The 15,695-nt window shown below is 38.3% G+C and carries 12 protein-coding genes, 1 other RNA gene and 1 pseudogene; 4 read left to right on the top strand and 10 right to left on the bottom strand.

All coding sequences use genetic code 11. The annotated features are described in order from the left end of the window. Window positions 1–62: 62 nt before the first annotated feature. Window positions 63–1,595, bottom strand: coding sequence for a flagellin A (locus KX581_RS01860; RefSeq protein WP_000885496.1), 1,533 nt, complete (start codon window positions 1,593–1,595; stop codon window positions 63–65). Window positions 1,596–1,754: 159 nt separating this feature from the next. Between KX581_RS01860 and KX581_RS01855 the strand changes: the two are divergent. From KX581_RS01855 to pbp1a, 4 genes and pseudogenes are all read left to right on the top strand, one after another. After that, window positions 1,755–3,536, top strand: a pseudogene (locus KX581_RS01855) (ATP-binding cassette domain-containing protein). A 71-nt stretch (window positions 3,537–3,607) separates the two neighbouring features. Beyond that, window positions 3,608–4,909 (top strand): chemotaxis chemoreceptor TlpD, encoded by a 1,302-nt coding sequence (gene tlpD, locus KX581_RS01850; protein WP_231175421.1) that lies wholly within the window; start codon window positions 3,608–3,610, stop codon window positions 4,907–4,909. 22 nt (window positions 4,910–4,931) lie between these two features. Next, the gene (locus KX581_RS01845) at window positions 4,932–6,053 is read left to right on the top strand and encodes an aminotransferase class I/II-fold pyridoxal phosphate-dependent enzyme (RefSeq protein ID WP_231175420.1); all 1,122 of its coding nucleotides are present in this window, start codon (window positions 4,932–4,934) and stop codon (window positions 6,051–6,053) included. Further along, window positions 6,054–8,033, top strand: a complete 1,980-nt coding sequence (gene pbp1a / locus KX581_RS01840; protein ID WP_231175419.1) for a penicillin-binding protein 1A — start codon at window positions 6,054–6,056, stop codon at window positions 8,031–8,033. Between the two features lie 2 nt (window positions 8,034–8,035). On the opposite strand, the gene KX581_RS01835 is transcribed toward pbp1a, so the two are convergent. From KX581_RS01835 to KX581_RS01795, 9 genes are all read right to left on the bottom strand, one after another. Continuing rightward, the gene (locus KX581_RS01835; RefSeq protein WP_269201235.1) at window positions 8,036–8,554 is read right to left on the bottom strand and encodes a tumor necrosis factor alpha-inducing protein; all 519 of its coding nucleotides are present in this window, start codon (window positions 8,552–8,554) and stop codon (window positions 8,036–8,038) included. A 184-nt stretch (window positions 8,555–8,738) separates the two neighbouring features. Continuing rightward, window positions 8,739–9,054, bottom strand: an RNA gene (gene rnpB / locus KX581_RS01830) — RNase P RNA component class A. A 35-nt stretch (window positions 9,055–9,089) separates the two neighbouring features. Next, on the bottom strand, window positions 9,090–10,562 hold the full coding sequence (locus tag KX581_RS01825) for a disulfide bond formation protein B (protein WP_231175417.1): 1,473 nt from the start codon (window positions 10,560–10,562) through the stop codon (window positions 9,090–9,092). Window positions 10,563–10,570: 8 nt separating this feature from the next. Continuing rightward, window positions 10,571–10,735, bottom strand: coding sequence for a hypothetical protein (locus tag KX581_RS01820; RefSeq protein ID WP_000394822.1), 165 nt, complete (start codon window positions 10,733–10,735; stop codon window positions 10,571–10,573). A 141-nt stretch (window positions 10,736–10,876) separates the two neighbouring features. Next, window positions 10,877–12,655, bottom strand: a complete 1,779-nt coding sequence (locus KX581_RS01815) for an HAD-IA family hydrolase (protein WP_231175416.1) — start codon at window positions 12,653–12,655, stop codon at window positions 10,877–10,879. Between the two features lie 113 nt (window positions 12,656–12,768). Continuing rightward, on the bottom strand, window positions 12,769–13,323 hold the full coding sequence (locus tag KX581_RS01810; protein ID WP_108303020.1) for a 2-oxoacid:acceptor oxidoreductase family protein: 555 nt from the start codon (window positions 13,321–13,323) through the stop codon (window positions 12,769–12,771). Continuing rightward, on the bottom strand, window positions 13,323–14,144 hold the full coding sequence (locus tag KX581_RS01805; RefSeq protein ID WP_231175415.1) for a 2-oxoglutarate ferredoxin oxidoreductase subunit beta: 822 nt from the start codon (window positions 14,142–14,144) through the stop codon (window positions 13,323–13,325). The genes KX581_RS01810 and KX581_RS01805 overlap by 1 nt, the downstream gene beginning before the upstream one ends. A 1-nt stretch (window position 14,145) precedes the next feature. Then, the gene (locus KX581_RS01800) at window positions 14,146–15,273 is read right to left on the bottom strand and encodes a 2-oxoglutarate synthase subunit alpha (protein WP_231175414.1); all 1,128 of its coding nucleotides are present in this window, start codon (window positions 15,271–15,273) and stop codon (window positions 14,146–14,148) included. After that, the gene (locus KX581_RS01795) at window positions 15,273–15,614 is read right to left on the bottom strand and encodes a 4Fe-4S dicluster domain-containing protein (protein ID WP_001096895.1); all 342 of its coding nucleotides are present in this window, start codon (window positions 15,612–15,614) and stop codon (window positions 15,273–15,275) included. The genes KX581_RS01800 and KX581_RS01795 overlap by 1 nt, the downstream gene beginning before the upstream one ends. Between the last annotated feature and the right edge of the window lie 81 nt (window positions 15,615–15,695).

Below are 15,695 nucleotides of genomic sequence, written 5' to 3'. Positions count from 1 at the left end.
AAAAATTAAAGCAAAAAGCCAACGCTTAAAGCGTTAGCCCCATACAAACACCTTTCTCAAAACTAAGTTAAAAGCCTTAAGATATTTTGTTGGACGGTGTTGGCTTGACTCATCGCATAGCTACCTGATTGCGCCAAAATGTTGTTTTTATTGAAATTCGCGCTCTCTTCAGCAAAATCCACATCCCTGATTTGAGACTCAGCCGCTTTAACATTCACTTGAGTGATGCTGATGTTATTCACGGTGCTAATCATTTGATTTTGCACAGAACCTAAATCAGAGCGGACTTTATCCAACATTTTCATCGCAGACTCGGCAATATCAATCACCACCATCGCACCTCTTAAGGTTGTAACCCCAGATCCCAAGCTTTGGTTACCGCTAGCGATCACGGCGTTATAATTCGCACCACTGGCTGATTTGACATTAGCGTTAAAATTCCCGGTAACATCGCGCAAATTCACCGTGGTTTCTGCCACTTGAGATTCCCCAAAACCAATCGCTGTGAAGCCTAAATGTTGCGAGTCAGAAGCTGAAACAACATTGATGCTCTTAGCGTCTAAGCGTGTAAGAGAAAGCCTCCCATAGTTAGTAGAGCCTTTTGTTAAATCCTGACCGCCATTGACCATCGTTAAAGCGCTAGGCCCATTACTGACGCTATCGGTTTTGATTTCAATCCCACGACCATCTATACTGCGCAAATTCAAGCGCCCTTTTTGATCCGTATAAGCTTCCACGCCGGTTTCTGAAGTAACCGCATTGATCGCTGCGACTAACCTTCCGTCTGAGTCATTTTTCTTAATATCTGCGATATTACCCAAATGAATCCCATTTAAGGTTAAATTACTCAAACTTCCTGACTGGACCGCCACATCGCTTGTGGTGATAACGCTCGCATAAGCTTTAACCCCTGTTCGGTTAGAATTTTTGTTAATCACTTCTGCTAACACGCCAATCCCTGTGCCTGCTGAACTAGAGACTTTCACGCTCTCTAAAGTTACATCATTCACGCCATCCACTTGTTTAAAAGTCAAGCTAATATCCCCAGAAGCGGTGATTAACGCACCTGTAGCGATACGAACCTGACCGATTTTATCGGAAGTGGTAGAGCCGATAGAAGCTTTAATGCTTTGGTTAGAATAAGCCCCTACTTGGAATTCTTTGTTAGTGAATTGACCAGACAATAACGCTTGCCCGTTATAAGTAGTCGTGTTACCGATATTATCTAAACCTTGAATCAAACGAACGATGTCAGATTGAATCGCTTTACGAGATTCCGTAGTTTGCCCGTCTTGAGCCGCTTGAGTCGCTTTAACCTTAACGGTGTCTAAGATTTTCAACTGCTCATCCATAGCCTTATCTGCAACCTGAATAATCCCCATGCCGTCATTCGTGTTGGCAATCGCTTGACCCAAACTGCTTGCTTGTGAACGCAAAGAATCCGCTACCGTCATGCCTGATGCGTCATCAGCCGCTTTATTAATCCTTAAACCTGAACTCAATCTCTCCAATGAAGTTTTAAGCGCATTTTGAGTGAGTGCGGATTGCACATGCGCATTCATCGCATTGATATTTGTATTGACCTGAAAAGCCATTGTTGTAACTCCTTGTTATAAAAAACCCAAAGGCATCCTTGCTTTTGGTTGGAACTATAATCGGTTAAAGTTTGAAATTTTAAAGGGCTTTGTTTTAAAAGCAAAATTTAAAGGAGTATGAAAATGGGCTATATATAATAAAGAAAATTTGATTATTGAATGCACACACCAATGGATACCATAAAAAACATTCCATTAAGGACTTTTGTTTTACTCTACAAAAGCTCACCAAAATGTGTTGTGTTGGCATCAATTACAGTGCTATTTTGTCGGCATTCTTCCATCTCTAAATATCCTTGTTATGATAAAATTGATTGATATTGTGGTGGATCTATTACAAAAGCATACGCATTTTGAATACAGATTGCTGTTACCAACTTTACTACTATGGGGAGCCTTGCTGTTTTTAACGCATGTGTTCTCAGGAATTTTATCAAGCTTGCAAACCATTATTGCCGAACAATTTTCTATAAACATCATCACTCATCTTGCTAATAAACTCACACAAGTTAAAAATCTAAATTTTTTTGAGAATAAAGACCATACTATCAAGCTTAACACTATCCATAACGGACTGCACATCCGCCCCCTAAATTATGTCAGTAATCTTTTTTTCAATCTACAACGCATTATAGGGCTTATCAGTCTGTTTGGGATATTATTTTCCATTAGTATTTATCTACCCTTTATAATGATTTTTGCAACAATGCCTTGTATTCTCATATCCAACCATATAGCAAAAAATATAGCACTTCCACAGATAAGCTTCAAGACCAAAAAGAAAGCATGCAAAATTACCTATACTCTGGACTAGATAACCAAAAGAACAAGGACAACTTGTTATTTAACTTCATGCTAAATTTTCATCATAAATTCATTGAAAACAAAGAATTGTATCTTAATAATTTTGTGAAAATCGCCCAAAAAAACTTAATGCTTACCATATATGCTGATATTTTAATCACCACTCTAAGTGTCGCATTATTCTTCTTAATGGTTTTTATTATCCTTTCAAAATCAATTGGTGTGGGAGCAATTGCTGGGTATATCCAAGCATTTAGCTCTACTAGGCAGCAACTACAAGATTTATCATTTTATGGAAAGTGGTTTTTTGCTATCAATAAATACTTTGAAAATTATTTCTGTATTTTAGATCACAAAACACCAAAACCAGAAACACAAATCAAATTAGAAGAAAAAATCCATAGCATTACATTTGAAAATGTTAGTTTCTCTTATCCTAATTCAAAACCTATTTTTGAAAACTTTAATCTCTCTTTACACTCTAATAAAATTTATGCATTAGTCGGCAAGAATGCTAGTGGGAAAAGCACGCTGATTAAATTATTGCTAGGGTTTTATGCCCCAAATTCAGGTCAAATTATTATCAATAACAAATACTCATTACAAGATTTAGAGCTAAACAGCTACCACCAACAAATGAGCGCTATATTCCAAGATTTTTCTCTCTATGCTGGGTATAGCATTGATGATAATCTTTTCATGCAAAACAACCCCACAAGAGAGCAATTAAAGCAAAAGAGAGAAATGCTAAAATCTTTTGATGAAAATTTTCAAAATTGTCTTAATGATTATAGCAACGCATTATTTGGAACACAGTATAATGGGATAGATTTTTCTCTGGGTCAAAAGCAACGCATAGCCACTATAAGAGCCTTTTTAAAACCAAGTCATTGTGTTGTTTTAGATGAGCCAAGCAGTACTATTGACCCCATTATAGAAAAAGAGTTTTTAGATTTTATTTTTAAAAAATCGCAATCTAAGATGGCTTTAATTATTACACACCGCATGAATAGTGTCAAGCAAGCTGATGAGATTATCGTTTTAGATCAAGGCAAACTAATAGAACAGGGCAACTTTGAAACCCTTATGAAAAAACAGGGATCATTTTACGAATTGTTTTTGAAGCAACAATATTAACGAGCGGTTAAAATGTTTGGTAATTTTGGGTATAATCTCAAAAGATTCAAATTTAAATAAGGAATGCCACCATGTTTGGGAATAAGCAGTTGCAACTTCAAATCAGTCAAAAAGATTCTGAAATTACGGAGTTAAAAAAGGAAGTCAATCTCTATCAAAGCCTTTTAAATTTGTGCTTGCATGAAGGTTTTGTAGGTATTAAAAACAATAAAGTCGTTTTTAAGAGTGGGAATCTTGCAAGCTTAAACAATTTAGAAGAACAAAGCGTTCATTTTAAAGAAAATGCAGAGAGCGTTAATTTGCAAGGGGTTTCTTATTCTTTAAAAAGCCAAAATATTGATGGCGTGCAGTATTTTTCACTAGCCAAAAAAACAGGGGGTGTGGGGGAATACCATAAAAGCGATTTGTTTAAGACTTTTTGCGCGAGCTTAAAAGAAGGCTTAGAGAACGCACAAGAAAGCATGCAGTATTTCCATCAAGAAACCGACTTGCTCTTAAATGCGGCTAAAAATGGCGAAGCGCATTCTACTGAAGGATTAGGGACCGTTAATAAAACGGGTCAAGACATTGAATCGCTTTATGAAAAGATGCAAAACGCCACTTCATTAGCGGACTCCCTAAACCAACGGAGCAATGAAATCACTCAAGTCATTTCTTTGATTGATGATATTGCAGAACAAACCAATCTCTTAGCCCTAAACGCCGCTATTGAGGCTGCGCGAGCGGGCGAGCATGGGAGAGGGTTTGCGGTGGTGGCTGATGAGGTGAGAAAACTCGCTGAAAAAACCCAAAAAGCCACTAAAGAAATCGCCGTTGTGGTTAAAAGCATGCAACAAGAAGCCAACGATATTCAAACCAATACCCACGATATTAATTCTATTGTAGGTTCTATTAAAGGCGATGTAGAAGAGCTTAAATCCACCGTAAAAAATAACATGATTGTTGCGCAAGCGGCAAAATACACCATCTACAATATCAATAACCGGGTGTTTTGCGGTCTAGCCAAACTTGATCATGTGGTCTTTAAAAACAATCTTTATGGCATGGTTTTTGGCCTCAACTCCTTTGATATTACTAGCCATAAGAATTGCCGTTTAGGCAAATGGTATTATGAGGGTGCAGGCAAAGAGAATTTTTCCAACACTTCAGGCTATAGAGCTTTAGAAAGCCACCATGCGAGCGTGCATGCTGAAGCTAATGATTTGGTTAAAGCCGTTCAAGAAGACCACATTACCGATTTAAAATACCTAGAGCATAAAGTGCATTTAATGGAAGATAGCGCTAAACATGTCAAAGAAAATATTGATAAGATGTTTTACGAAAAACAAGATGAACTCAATAAGATCATTGAAAAAATTCAAAAAGGCGAATGATTCCATTCAATGAAGTGTTTTGATGTTTTCTAAATCTTTAGAAGCCCTACGCCATGCCAAACGCTACCGCAAAAGAGAGTTGTTTGACCCTTCATTAAAGGATTACGCTTCTAATGATTATTTGGGTTTGAGCGTTAAAAAAGATTTGCTTCAAAACGCTTTTGATAAGCTCCAATCCTTTGTTTCTCATTCCCCCAAGGCTTCCATGCTAGTGAATGGCTACCACCCTTTGCATGCAGAATTAGAAGAACGATTAGCGGATTTGTTGGGGTTTGAAAGCACTCTTTTAGTGGGGAGTGGTTTTTTGGGCAATCTGGCTCTAATAGACACCCTTTTAGTCAAAAACGCTCTCTTATTCATGGACGAACACTACCATGCAAGCGGGATTTTTAGCACGAAAGCGAAGCCTGATCAAGTGGTTTTTTTCTCGCACAATGACGCTAAGGATTTGAAACAAAAACTCTTTAACGCCCCTAAAAACAAGCTCAAATTCATAGCCATTGAGGGGGTTTATTCTATGGATGCGAGCATCGCTCCTTATGATTTTTATGAAATCATTCAAGAGATTCCTAACGCTTTTTTAATCGTTGATGAAGCCCATAGTTTTGGGACTATCGGCGAAAATTTGTTGGGTTTTTTAGAATATCATCGCATCAAAGAAAAAGACAAAATCATTAAGCTCAGCACTTTTTCTAAAGCCCTTGCGAGCTATGGGGCATGTATTTTAGCCCCCTTACAAGTCATAGAGTTTTTAACTAATCGCGCTAAAAGCGTGATTTACACCACCGCTTTAAGCCTGTTAGACACCGCTTTAACTTTGGCTCATTTAGAATACTTTATCGCGCAAAAACAAGAATTAAAAAATGAGCTTAGCAAACACCAACAGATTATTTTTGAAACTTTAGGTATTAGAACGCTCGCAGGATTTTTTACTTTAGAATTTGAAAGCAATCCCGCTCTTTTAAACGCCCATCATTTTTTGAAAGAAAAGGGGTTTTTAGTGGGAGCTATCCGCCCCCCCACGGTTTCTAAACCCCTTTTACGCATCTCTTTATCTCTCAAAAACAGCTTAGAAGACACTAAAGAGCTTGCTAACACCCTTTTAAATTATTCTAAAATACAATCTTCTTTTAAGAGTGGTTAAATGCTAAAAAAGATTTTTTATGGTTTTATCGTTTTATTTTTGATTATCATAGGGTTGTTAGCCATTCTTATCGCTCAAGTTTGGGTAACTACGGATAAGGATATTGCTAAGATTAAAGATTATCGCCCGGGCGTCGCTTCACAGATTTTAGACCGAAAAGGGCGTTTGATCGCTAATATCTATGATAAAGAATTCCGTTTTTATGCGCGTTTTGAAGAAATCCCCCCACGATTTGTTGAAAGCCTTTTAGCGGTAGAAGACACCCTCTTTTTTGAACATGGGGGGATTAATTTAGACGCTATCATGCGCGCTATGATTAGAAACGCTAAAAGCGGTCGTTACACCGAGGGGGGTAGCACCCTAACCCAACAACTCGTTAAAAACATGGTGCTCACACGAGAAAAAACGCTAACCAGAAAACTCAAAGAAGCGATCATTTCTATACGCATTGAAAAAGTCTTAAGCAAAGAAGAAATTTTAGAGCGTTATTTGAACCAAACTTTTTTTGGGCATGGGTATTATGGCGTGAAAACCGCAAGTTTAGGGTATTTTAAAAAACCCCTTGACAAACTCACGCTTAAAGAAATCACCATGTTAGTCGCCTTGCCAAGGGCTCCGAGTTTTTATGACCCTACCAAAAATTTAGAATTTTCACTCTCTAAGGCTAATGATATTTTAAGGCGGTTGTATTCTTTAGGTTGGATTTCTTCTAACGAGCTCAAATCCGCTCTCAATGAAGTGCCAATCGTCTATAACCAAACTTCCACGCAAAATATCGCTCCCTATGTCGTGGATGAAGTGTTGAAGCAATTGGATCAATTAGACGGGTTAAAAACTCAAGGCTATACCATAAAGCTCACGATAGATTTGGATTACCAACGCTTAGCGTTAGAGTCCTTGCGTTTTGGGCATCAAAAAATCTTAGAAAAAATCGCTAAAGAAAAGCCAAAAACTAACGCATCTAACGAAAATGAAGACAACTTGAACGCTAGCATGATAGTTACAGACACGAGCACCGGTAAGATTTTAGCTTTAGTGGGGGGGATTGATTATAAAAAAAGCGCTTTCAATCGCGCCACGCAAGCCAAACGGCAGTTTGGGAGCGCGATCAAGCCTTTTGTGTATCAAATCGCTTTTGATAATGGCTATTCCACGACTTCTAAAATCCCTGATACCGCGCGAAACTTTGAAAATGGCAATTATAGTAAAAACAGCGAACAAAACCACGCATGGCATCCTAGCAATTATACTCGCAAGTTTTTAGGGCTTGTAACCTTGCAAGAAGCTTTGAGCCATTCGTTAAATCTAGCCACGATCAATTTAAGCGATCAGCTTGGCTTTGAAAAAATTTATCAATCTTTAAGCGATATGGGGTTTAAAAACCTCCCTAAGGACTTGTCTATTGTGTTAGGGAGCTTTGCTATCTCGCCCATTGATGCGGCTGAAAAGTATTCTTTATTTTCTAATTACGGCACCATGCTCAAACCCATGCTCATTGAAAGCATTACCGATCAGCAAAACAATATCAAAACTTTCACGCCCATTGAAACCAAAAAGATCACCTCCAAAGAACAGGCTTTTTTAACCCTTTCAGTGCTGATGAATGCGGTAGAAAACGGCACAGGGAGTTTGGCTCGCATTAAAGGTTTAGAAGTCGCCGGTAAAACCGGGACTTCTAACAACAATATTGACGCTTGGTTCATTGGCTTTACCCCCACCTTACAAAGCGTGATCTGGTTTGGGAGGGACGATAACACGCCTATTAGCAAAGGAGCGACAGGAGGCGTTGTGAGCGCACCTGTGTATTCGTATTTCATGCGTAATATTCTAAGCATTGAACCTTCTTTAAAAAGAAAGTTTGATGTCCCCAAAGGCTTGCGTAAAGAAATCGTGGATAAAATCCCCTACTACTCAACCCCCAATTCCATCACCCCCACCCCTAAAAGAACAGACGATAGCGAAGAACGCTTGTTGTTCTAAGCCTACATGGCTATAGGGACTTTAATGTCTCCGTAATTGACAGAATCTTTAAAGATTTCTTCCACTTTAGCCACAAGGATACTCACCACTTGATTGTCTAAGCCCATTTTATGCAACCCTTCGATCAAAGCGTCCTTATCAAAACCACGCGCGCGCACCAACGCAAACACTTCCTCATTGTTAGGATTGATATAAATCCCTAAACGATCCACATTCATCAAGCTGTCATAAATAGGCTGTGTCATTTGGATAAACATTTCATTAGTGATCTTTTGCTTGATGCGATTGGATTTGGAAAGGTAAGCCTCTTTGAGTTTATGCACAATATTTTGCGCCACTCTTATTGTCGCTCTCTTGGTAGCGATTTTTTCTATCTCTTCAGTTTTCTTGCCATCCACAATGTGCGAGCTATCCACCCCTTGCGTGATATACTCACTGCGATTTTGCAACATCCAATAAGGCACATCTTGCAAGAAAGAATTCCTTTGTGAAGTGTTTGGGCAAGTGCAAGCCTGCAACATCAAAACACCCAATCCGCATAAAAATAATTGCTTGCTTTTTAAAAAAGATTTTTCTAACACATTATCCCCTTTGATTTTGATTTTACAGAGTGTAACACAAATCTTTAAGATTTAAAACAATAATTAGGTAAAAAAATAAAAAAAAATAAAATGATTGAAACTTTATTAAAAAACCAACACGCAGTTGAGCATTAGAATAAGCCGGGTTCTGTCAATGGATGGCCATTTATCTGGGAAATATTTTGCAATATTCCTCAAGCGAAGCGTGTATCAATTTAGACTTACCATGCGCTTCTTGCTACAAATTGGGTTTGCCTAAACAAGCTAAATCGCTTTAGCTCTGGTGGGCTCTTACCCCACCCTTTCACCCTTACCTTAAAAAGGCGGTTTGCTTTCTGTGGCACTTTCCCTTAGCTTGCGCTAGCCATCCGTTAGATGGAATTTTGTCTAATGTAGCCCGGACTTTCCTCTATTCTAAAATAGCGACCATCTTCTAATGCGTTAATATATTAGAAAAAAGTAGCTTTAAAAGAGTTTAAAAATTAAGGGTATAGAGAATATTTTTATTATTCTCATAGCTCACAAGGACAAGCTCATTATCCCTAAACCCACAAGCGCTGATATTTTTAATCTCTTTAGGCAAGCCATAAACTTCAAGGATCTCTTCTTTTATAGGGTCTATAACTAAAAGCGTGTTAAATTCCTTACTGAACGCATAAAGCTTATTATCCTTTAACGCTAGCGCACTGATGACTAATTCGCCCAGTTTCCTTTTTGCTTTAAGTTTGGCATTGCCTAGTTCAAGTAAAAACTCCCCATGCACCTGTTTGTCGCTATTGAGCATGGAAATAATAATCAAATCCTTATAACGCTTGTTAGGAGCGCTGATTAAATAAGTGAATTTAGCCCCTCTTCTTGCAACGCTAACATAATAGTTTTTCGCCCTAGAAGTTTTTAAGCGGCTGCGTTCCACTTCGTCAAAAGAGTTAGCCCCTTCTAAAAAATAAGGGAAATTTTTAAGCGCGTTGGCGTTTTTGTTAGGAGTGATTTCCACGCTCGTTTTATTATTGCCCATGATCACAATGTTTTCATCTTCGTTAAAATCCGCCCCCACGAACGACCCCACCGTCGCACTATAATAGCTATCTAGCACCATATGGCTGTGAATGGTTTTTAAATCGTTACCCACAAGATAAAGGCCTTGGTTTTCTGTGATAAGGATTGCCCTATCTTCATTGAAGCTCAAATCCGTGATCGCTCCGTTCAGTTTTAAAAAAAGCTCTTCTTTTTTTCCAATCTCCAACGCTTTTGTGATTTCTAAAGGCGAACGCTCATAATCATTATCTTTAGGCAAAGCGCTCAATTTCAAAGGCTCACCCACATCTCTTCTGCCCAAAACGCTTCTTGGGAATTTCAAATGATTCCAATTCTCCATAGACCAGACAGATTCTTTTAAATTCCACGAAAAACGCACCGGATCGCTTTGCCCTATATAAGGGAAAGGCCCGGTAGAGAAAAACGCTTGCACGGCGTTAGAGCCCACTACAATAAAGAAAATATAAAAAGCGCTTTTTTGGAGCGTGTTTAACGAATAATCTTTAAAAAGTTGGGTATTAGGGGCAAAAAAGAGTAAAACCGCTAAAAGCACCACCACGCTAAAAAAGACAAAAAGCGCCCAAAACTGCGTGTGCAATCCCAAAATAGCGATCGCAAAGCCCTGCCCCACATCTTCTAAAGCATGGCTACCGGTATGATAAAAGCTCTCATATAACCCGCTACTAGCCATGAGCAATAACAAGGCAATGTATTTAGGCTTAAACCCAAAACGCACCACCAAAAGCGCCACAGCCCCTATTAAAATCATGTTGATGCGTTGCGCCCAGCAAAAAATACAAGGCGAATCTTTCAAAACATAGCCAAAATAAAAATTCGCCAAACCCACAGGAAAGATTAAAATCCCTAAAACCGCCAAAGAAAAAAGATTATAAAATCGGGTTTCTTTATCCATGTATCCCCCTATAGATTCATATTAGGCAAAACGCTAGAGCTGTGGGCTATAAAAATAATAAGCTCCACTAACCACACCACCATCAAAATCCCAAACGCCCAATTTTCTTTTTCAGGCTTTTTAAACGCTATCAAAATAGCGGCTAGACTCAAAAGCAGTCCCAAAAACTCCATGCCGTTCCTTAAAATTTTCGTAGGATTATACTCAAAAACAAACTATTGGATAAATAAAAATATCTAGTGAATAATTTTTAAGAGAATTATTTTAAGGGAGAAAGCCCTAGTTATCCATATTTGATTGAAACAGATCCAATTTTATGATTTCTTTTTTAACTTCCCATAGATTTTTTTAATTAGAGATAATATTTTAAACAATCTCTCTTGCTTGTTTGTCCTAAGGCTTCTTTTTAATACGCTATAACTTTGTGAAGGTTTTAAAATACAAGACAATAAAGAAACATCGTTGCAAAACAAGGGCAGAGCGTTTTTATGCGTTGCATCTGGAAGAAAATAAATTTGTTTAAATTGCTCTTGATCTTGAATACTAGGATTGTCAATAAAGAAATTTACCCATTCTATCACATCATAAATGCCTAAAGAAATTTGACTTTCTTTAAAATATGAAGCATATCCAACAGCCCCTTCTACTATTTTTTCATAAGCTTTAGAGCGGTGTTTTTCACAAGATGAAACATCTTTTTGATAAATTGGAACGCCATTTTCTACATTTAAAATAGGGTATTCAGGGCTTGTTAGCAAAAACTCCATAAAATCCCAATTATGAAAATAAACGGGTTTAGGGTGTGAAAAAGGTAAGAAACTCGTGCAATCATAATTTAAAATTCTTATAAGATCCACATAGTATCCAAAAACTTCTTTATTCAAAGCTTTTTGTATTAACTCTTGCGAAGAGTAGCCCAAAGTAATCGTATCCACAATAGCGATATTTCCCTCTAAATTTGATGAAGACAAGTATTTTCTGTAATTATCTAAACATTTTAACGCTAAATGGCGGCAGTATTCAAAATTGCTGTATATATATATATATGCTTGTTGGTTAGTGGTGATTTGCTTCTTTTTAATTTCTTCTTCGCCTTCTAAAATACGCAAAATTTCCAAACTCTCGCTCTCTACGACTTCTAAAAATACCGCTTTTTTTAAAATTCTGGGAGCATAAATATAAGTAGTTTTATATGAATTTGGATATAAAATATTAAAAATTTTTTGCAATAAATAACCATCTCGTGCAACAAACACTAAAGTATCAATATTTCTTTTATGAATCTCTTTATAGATAAACTGGCAATAAGCAACGGCTACAATTCCTGCTTGCATCGCTCCCAAAAGAAACCAATAATCAAATTTTTCATGTTTTTGAATATAATTTTTATAAAAAACGCATAAAGATCCTAAAATAAAACTTTGTGCAACACTGGTTGGATTAAATGTTTTATATTTAGGAAAAATTTCTTCAAATTGCTTCAATACGCTTTTTCTAAATAGCGTTGCTATGCCTAAACTTTTAGGCATAGCGTCATCTGCCCAAGAATTATCACCAATATGCAACATTTGTGTGTGAGTAATATTTTCTTGTTTTAAAACATGCTTAAACAAATCCTTTGAATGTTTAGTAAGCATTATATGGTTACTGAGATAGAAATTTGTATAACCATCAAAACCCTTAGAAATTAAAATATCTTCAAGGACTTCTAAAGGTAAATACATATCTGATACAATAATCACTCTCTTATTGTTTTCTTTAGCGAAACGATAGAGTTCTAACATCTCTAAGTTTGGAATAAGCACCTCTTTTTCAGTGGCAATTTCTACTCCCTTATATGAATGAAACTCTTTTGGGATTTGATGATAAATTTCATCTAGAGTAATGTCTTGTCTTTTACTGATTTCTCTAGATTGCACTTCTGCCAGGATTCTTGCTTGATGAAAACCTTTAATATTATATTTAGTCTCAATATACCAAAATAAATCTGTGGGTTTAATGAAAGGTCTTAGAAGAAGGGTATCAAAAATATCAAAAGAAATCACATCATATTTTAAAATCTCACTTTTTGCCCCATCCAAAAATTTGTGCATACAAGAATCCTTTGTAAAATTTGAGCATTATATCATTTTTTTTTTTTTTTCAAAAATACAAAAAAAGGGGAAAAAGCTATAGCTAAAGAAAAATAAGATAAGGAGTTACCCCCTTATTTTTTCAAAGCTTCTAAAGCATGTTTTTTGCCAATTTCAAAGGCTTTTTTGTTCGTTTCAGCGACTTTTGCAGGGACTTTTTTAAGCATAGTGTCTAGCACGATATTTTCTTCTACGCATTTGGTAAGCTCCACGGTAATGGCTAACGCTACCACAGATTGCGTGATAATGTTACCCACTTCATCTTTAGCGATGCTGATAATGGGGATTTTATAGATCTGGTATTTTTCTTCGTCTTCTTTAGTGGGCGTTACCAAATTGGGATCAATGACAACGATACCGCCTTGTTTAATATCGCTTTTAAACTGGTTGTAGCTGATTTGAGCGACTGAAAGCATGAAATCAATCTCGCCCTCTTTAGCATAAGGGAAAATAATTTCATCTTTGTCTAGCAAAATATCCACCTTAGTGGGCCCTCCACGCACTTGCGAAGTGTAAGTGGAAGTCTTAGTGCCATAGCCCCCACTCACAATCTTAGCTTCAGCTAAAATCTCTCCCGCTAACAGCACGCCTTGCCCTCCAACGCCCGTAAATCGTAATTGCACTTCCATTATTGTTTTCCTTGTGCTTTTTCAATGATCTCTTGATACGCTTCGCAATATTCTTTCCTGTCCGTGTCATGCTTTAAAACGCCTGTAGGGAATTTATCCACCCTTTCTTCAGGGCTCATGGCTTCAAATTGGCGTTTGCTCACTAATCGGCTTTCCATCCATTTTAGCATTTGAGACGCTTCGCCCATTTTATTTTTGCGTCCTAAATTGATATGGCAATTGCTATGGACATCAAAGAAGCTAAAGCCCTTGTGCGAGAAACCTTCTTTAAGCACTTTTTCTAATTTTTGAGGGTCTAAAACGCTCTCTCTAGCCACAAAACTCGCCCCTGCAGCGGTGGTTAAAGCACATGGGTCAAATTGGTTATCAATATTCCCCCATTGAGCCGTAACCGTCCACATGCCATTAGGCGTGGTGGGCGAAGTTTGGGAGTTGGTCAAACCATAAATGAAATTATTCACTAAAATAAAATTCAAATCAATGTTTCTTCGGCATGCATGCATGGTGTGATTGCCTCCAATAGCAAAGCCATCGCCATCGCCAGAAACCACGATCACATGCTTACTAGGGTTGGCTAATTTAACCCCTGTCGCATACGCTACAGCCCTACCATGCGTGGTATGAACGGTGTTGCAATTCACATACGAACTCATGCGCCCGCTACAACCAATCCCGCTCACCAAACACACATCATCCATTTTCCAACCTAAAGCGTCAATCGTGCGGATAATAGATTTCAAAATCACGCCATCGCCACAGCCCCAACACCACAAAGTGGGTATTTTATCCACACGCAAATATTCATCATAATTAAACGCCATTTTAAAGCTCCTTCAATTTTGCGATGATTTGTTTAGGCGAAATCGTGCGCCCATTGGCTTGCCCCAAGAAATGCACCTTTCTTTGCATAGCCCTTTCAATCTCTTCTAAATACTGCCCTTTATTCAATTCAATCACAAGGATTTTTTCGTATTTATCCCCTATTTCTTTCAAGCGTTTAGCCGGGCTTGGCCATAAGGTTTTAGGCCTGAAAAAGCCGACTTTTTGCTTGCTTTCTTTATGGTAATCTTTCAAGGATTCTTTAACCGCTAGAGAAACCGAACCGTAAGCGATAACAACGATCTCAGCGCCCTCTAAATCCATTTCCTCATTTTCGTTGATAATGTCTTGCTTGGATTCAATCTTATTAAATAATCTGTCAATCAAATCCCCCCCGATTTTAGCGTCTTCAGTAGGAAAGCCAATAGGCCCATGGTGCAAGCCTGAAACATGGTAGCGATAGCCTTTAAAGAAAGGGTTTAAGACAGCCGGCTCATCTTGTGCGACCCCATAAGGTTTGTAGTCTTTTTTATCGCCCAGAAATTCCTTACGATTAATAGTTATCTTTTGCACTTCTTCTAAATCTGGGATTTGCACCTTGCCATACATATGCCCCACGGTTTCATCCATGAGCAAGAATACAGGAGTCATGAGCATTTCAGCCAAGTTAAACGCGCGAACGGTTTCTGTGTAAGCCTCTTCCAAACTAGCAGGAGCGAGCGCGACGGCTTTAAAATCCCCATGTATGGGGTGTTTTAAGAAATTCACATCGCCTTGAGCCACACGAGTGGGCATTCCGGTTGATGGGCCTGAGCGCATCACATCAGCGATCACTAAAGGGATTTCCGCCATGAAAGAATAACCGATTTGCTCCACTTTTAATGAAATACCAGGCCCAGAGCTCGCTGTCATAGACTTCGTCCCGCTCATGCTCGCTCCTAAAGACACGCTAATCCCGCTGATTTCATCTTCCATTTGGATAAAATGGCCGCCGCATTTGGGTAAAGCCACGCTCATCGCATGCATAATATCCGAGCTTGGCGTGATAGGATAGCCCCCAAAAAACCGACACCCCACTTCAATCGCCGCTTTAGCGACTAATTCATTCCCATCAGAAATAATCTCACGCATTACTTGCCTCTCCCTTCTAAAATAGTCTCTTCTAAGAGCATGTATTTATTGGCCTTAACCTTTTCGCTTCTTTCTTGGGCTTCTTTAGAAACTTTAGCGAATTTGAAATCCTTCCTGTCAGCCACATAAATCGCAAAATCCGGGCAGTGCAACTCGCATTGCACGCAACCGATACAACTCTCTGGATAGGCTACTTTGGCCACTTTTCCAAGCACCCTTTCTTTTTCAATCCCCATGCCAAGAACCCCAGCAGGGCATACCGATACGCAAATATCACAACCCTTACACCTGTCTTCATTCACCCAAACGGCAACCCCATCTGGAGCGCTCATTTTAGCCATTCATTCTCCTTTGTGCTAAAAGCTGTTTTAAAGCCCTAGCAATCAAAATTTGCCTAGAATTGTAGCAAGCCTTTTTTAATA

Origin of the sequence: Helicobacter pylori (assembly GCF_021062735.1) — a bacterium.
GTDB lineage: Bacteria > Campylobacterota > Campylobacteria > Campylobacterales > Helicobacteraceae > Helicobacter > Helicobacter pylori_DN.
Note: the sequence above shows the minus strand (reverse complement) of the source record. Positions and strands in the feature narration are given on the sequence as shown.

Excerpts from the sequence above, each read along its gene's own strand:
- KX581_RS01835 (WP_269201235.1), bottom strand. The coding sequence starts at position 8,554 with ATGTTGCAGGCTTGCACTTGCCCAAACACTTCACAAAGGAATTCTTTC.
- KX581_RS01815 (WP_231175416.1), bottom strand. The coding sequence starts at position 12,655 with ATGCACAAATTTTTGGATGGGGCAAAAAGTGAGATTTTAAAATATGAT.
- KX581_RS01825 (WP_231175417.1), bottom strand. The coding sequence starts at position 10,562 with ATGGATAAAGAAACCCGATTTTATAATCTTTTTTCTTTGGCGGTTTTA.
- KX581_RS01820 (WP_000394822.1), bottom strand. The coding sequence starts at position 10,735 with ATGGAGTTTTTGGGACTGCTTTTGAGTCTAGCCGCTATTTTGATAGCG.
- KX581_RS01800 (WP_231175414.1), bottom strand. The coding sequence starts at position 15,273 with ATGCGTGAGATTATTTCTGATGGGAATGAATTAGTCGCTAAAGCGGCG.
- KX581_RS01845 (WP_231175420.1), top strand. The coding sequence starts at position 4,932 with ATGTTTTCTAAATCTTTAGAAGCCCTACGCCATGCCAAACGCTACCGC.
- KX581_RS01810 (WP_108303020.1), bottom strand. The coding sequence starts at position 13,323 with ATGGAAGTGCAATTACGATTTACGGGCGTTGGAGGGCAAGGCGTGCTG.
- KX581_RS01795 (WP_001096895.1), bottom strand. The coding sequence starts at position 15,614 with ATGGCTAAAATGAGCGCTCCAGATGGGGTTGCCGTTTGGGTGAATGAA.
- tlpD (WP_231175421.1), top strand. The coding sequence starts at position 3,608 with ATGTTTGGGAATAAGCAGTTGCAACTTCAAATCAGTCAAAAAGATTCT.
- pbp1a (WP_231175419.1), top strand. The coding sequence starts at position 6,054 with ATGCTAAAAAAGATTTTTTATGGTTTTATCGTTTTATTTTTGATTATC.
- KX581_RS01805 (WP_231175415.1), bottom strand. The coding sequence starts at position 14,144 with ATGGCGTTTAATTATGATGAATATTTGCGTGTGGATAAAATACCCACT.
- KX581_RS01860 (WP_000885496.1), bottom strand. The coding sequence starts at position 1,595 with ATGGCTTTTCAGGTCAATACAAATATCAATGCGATGAATGCGCATGTG.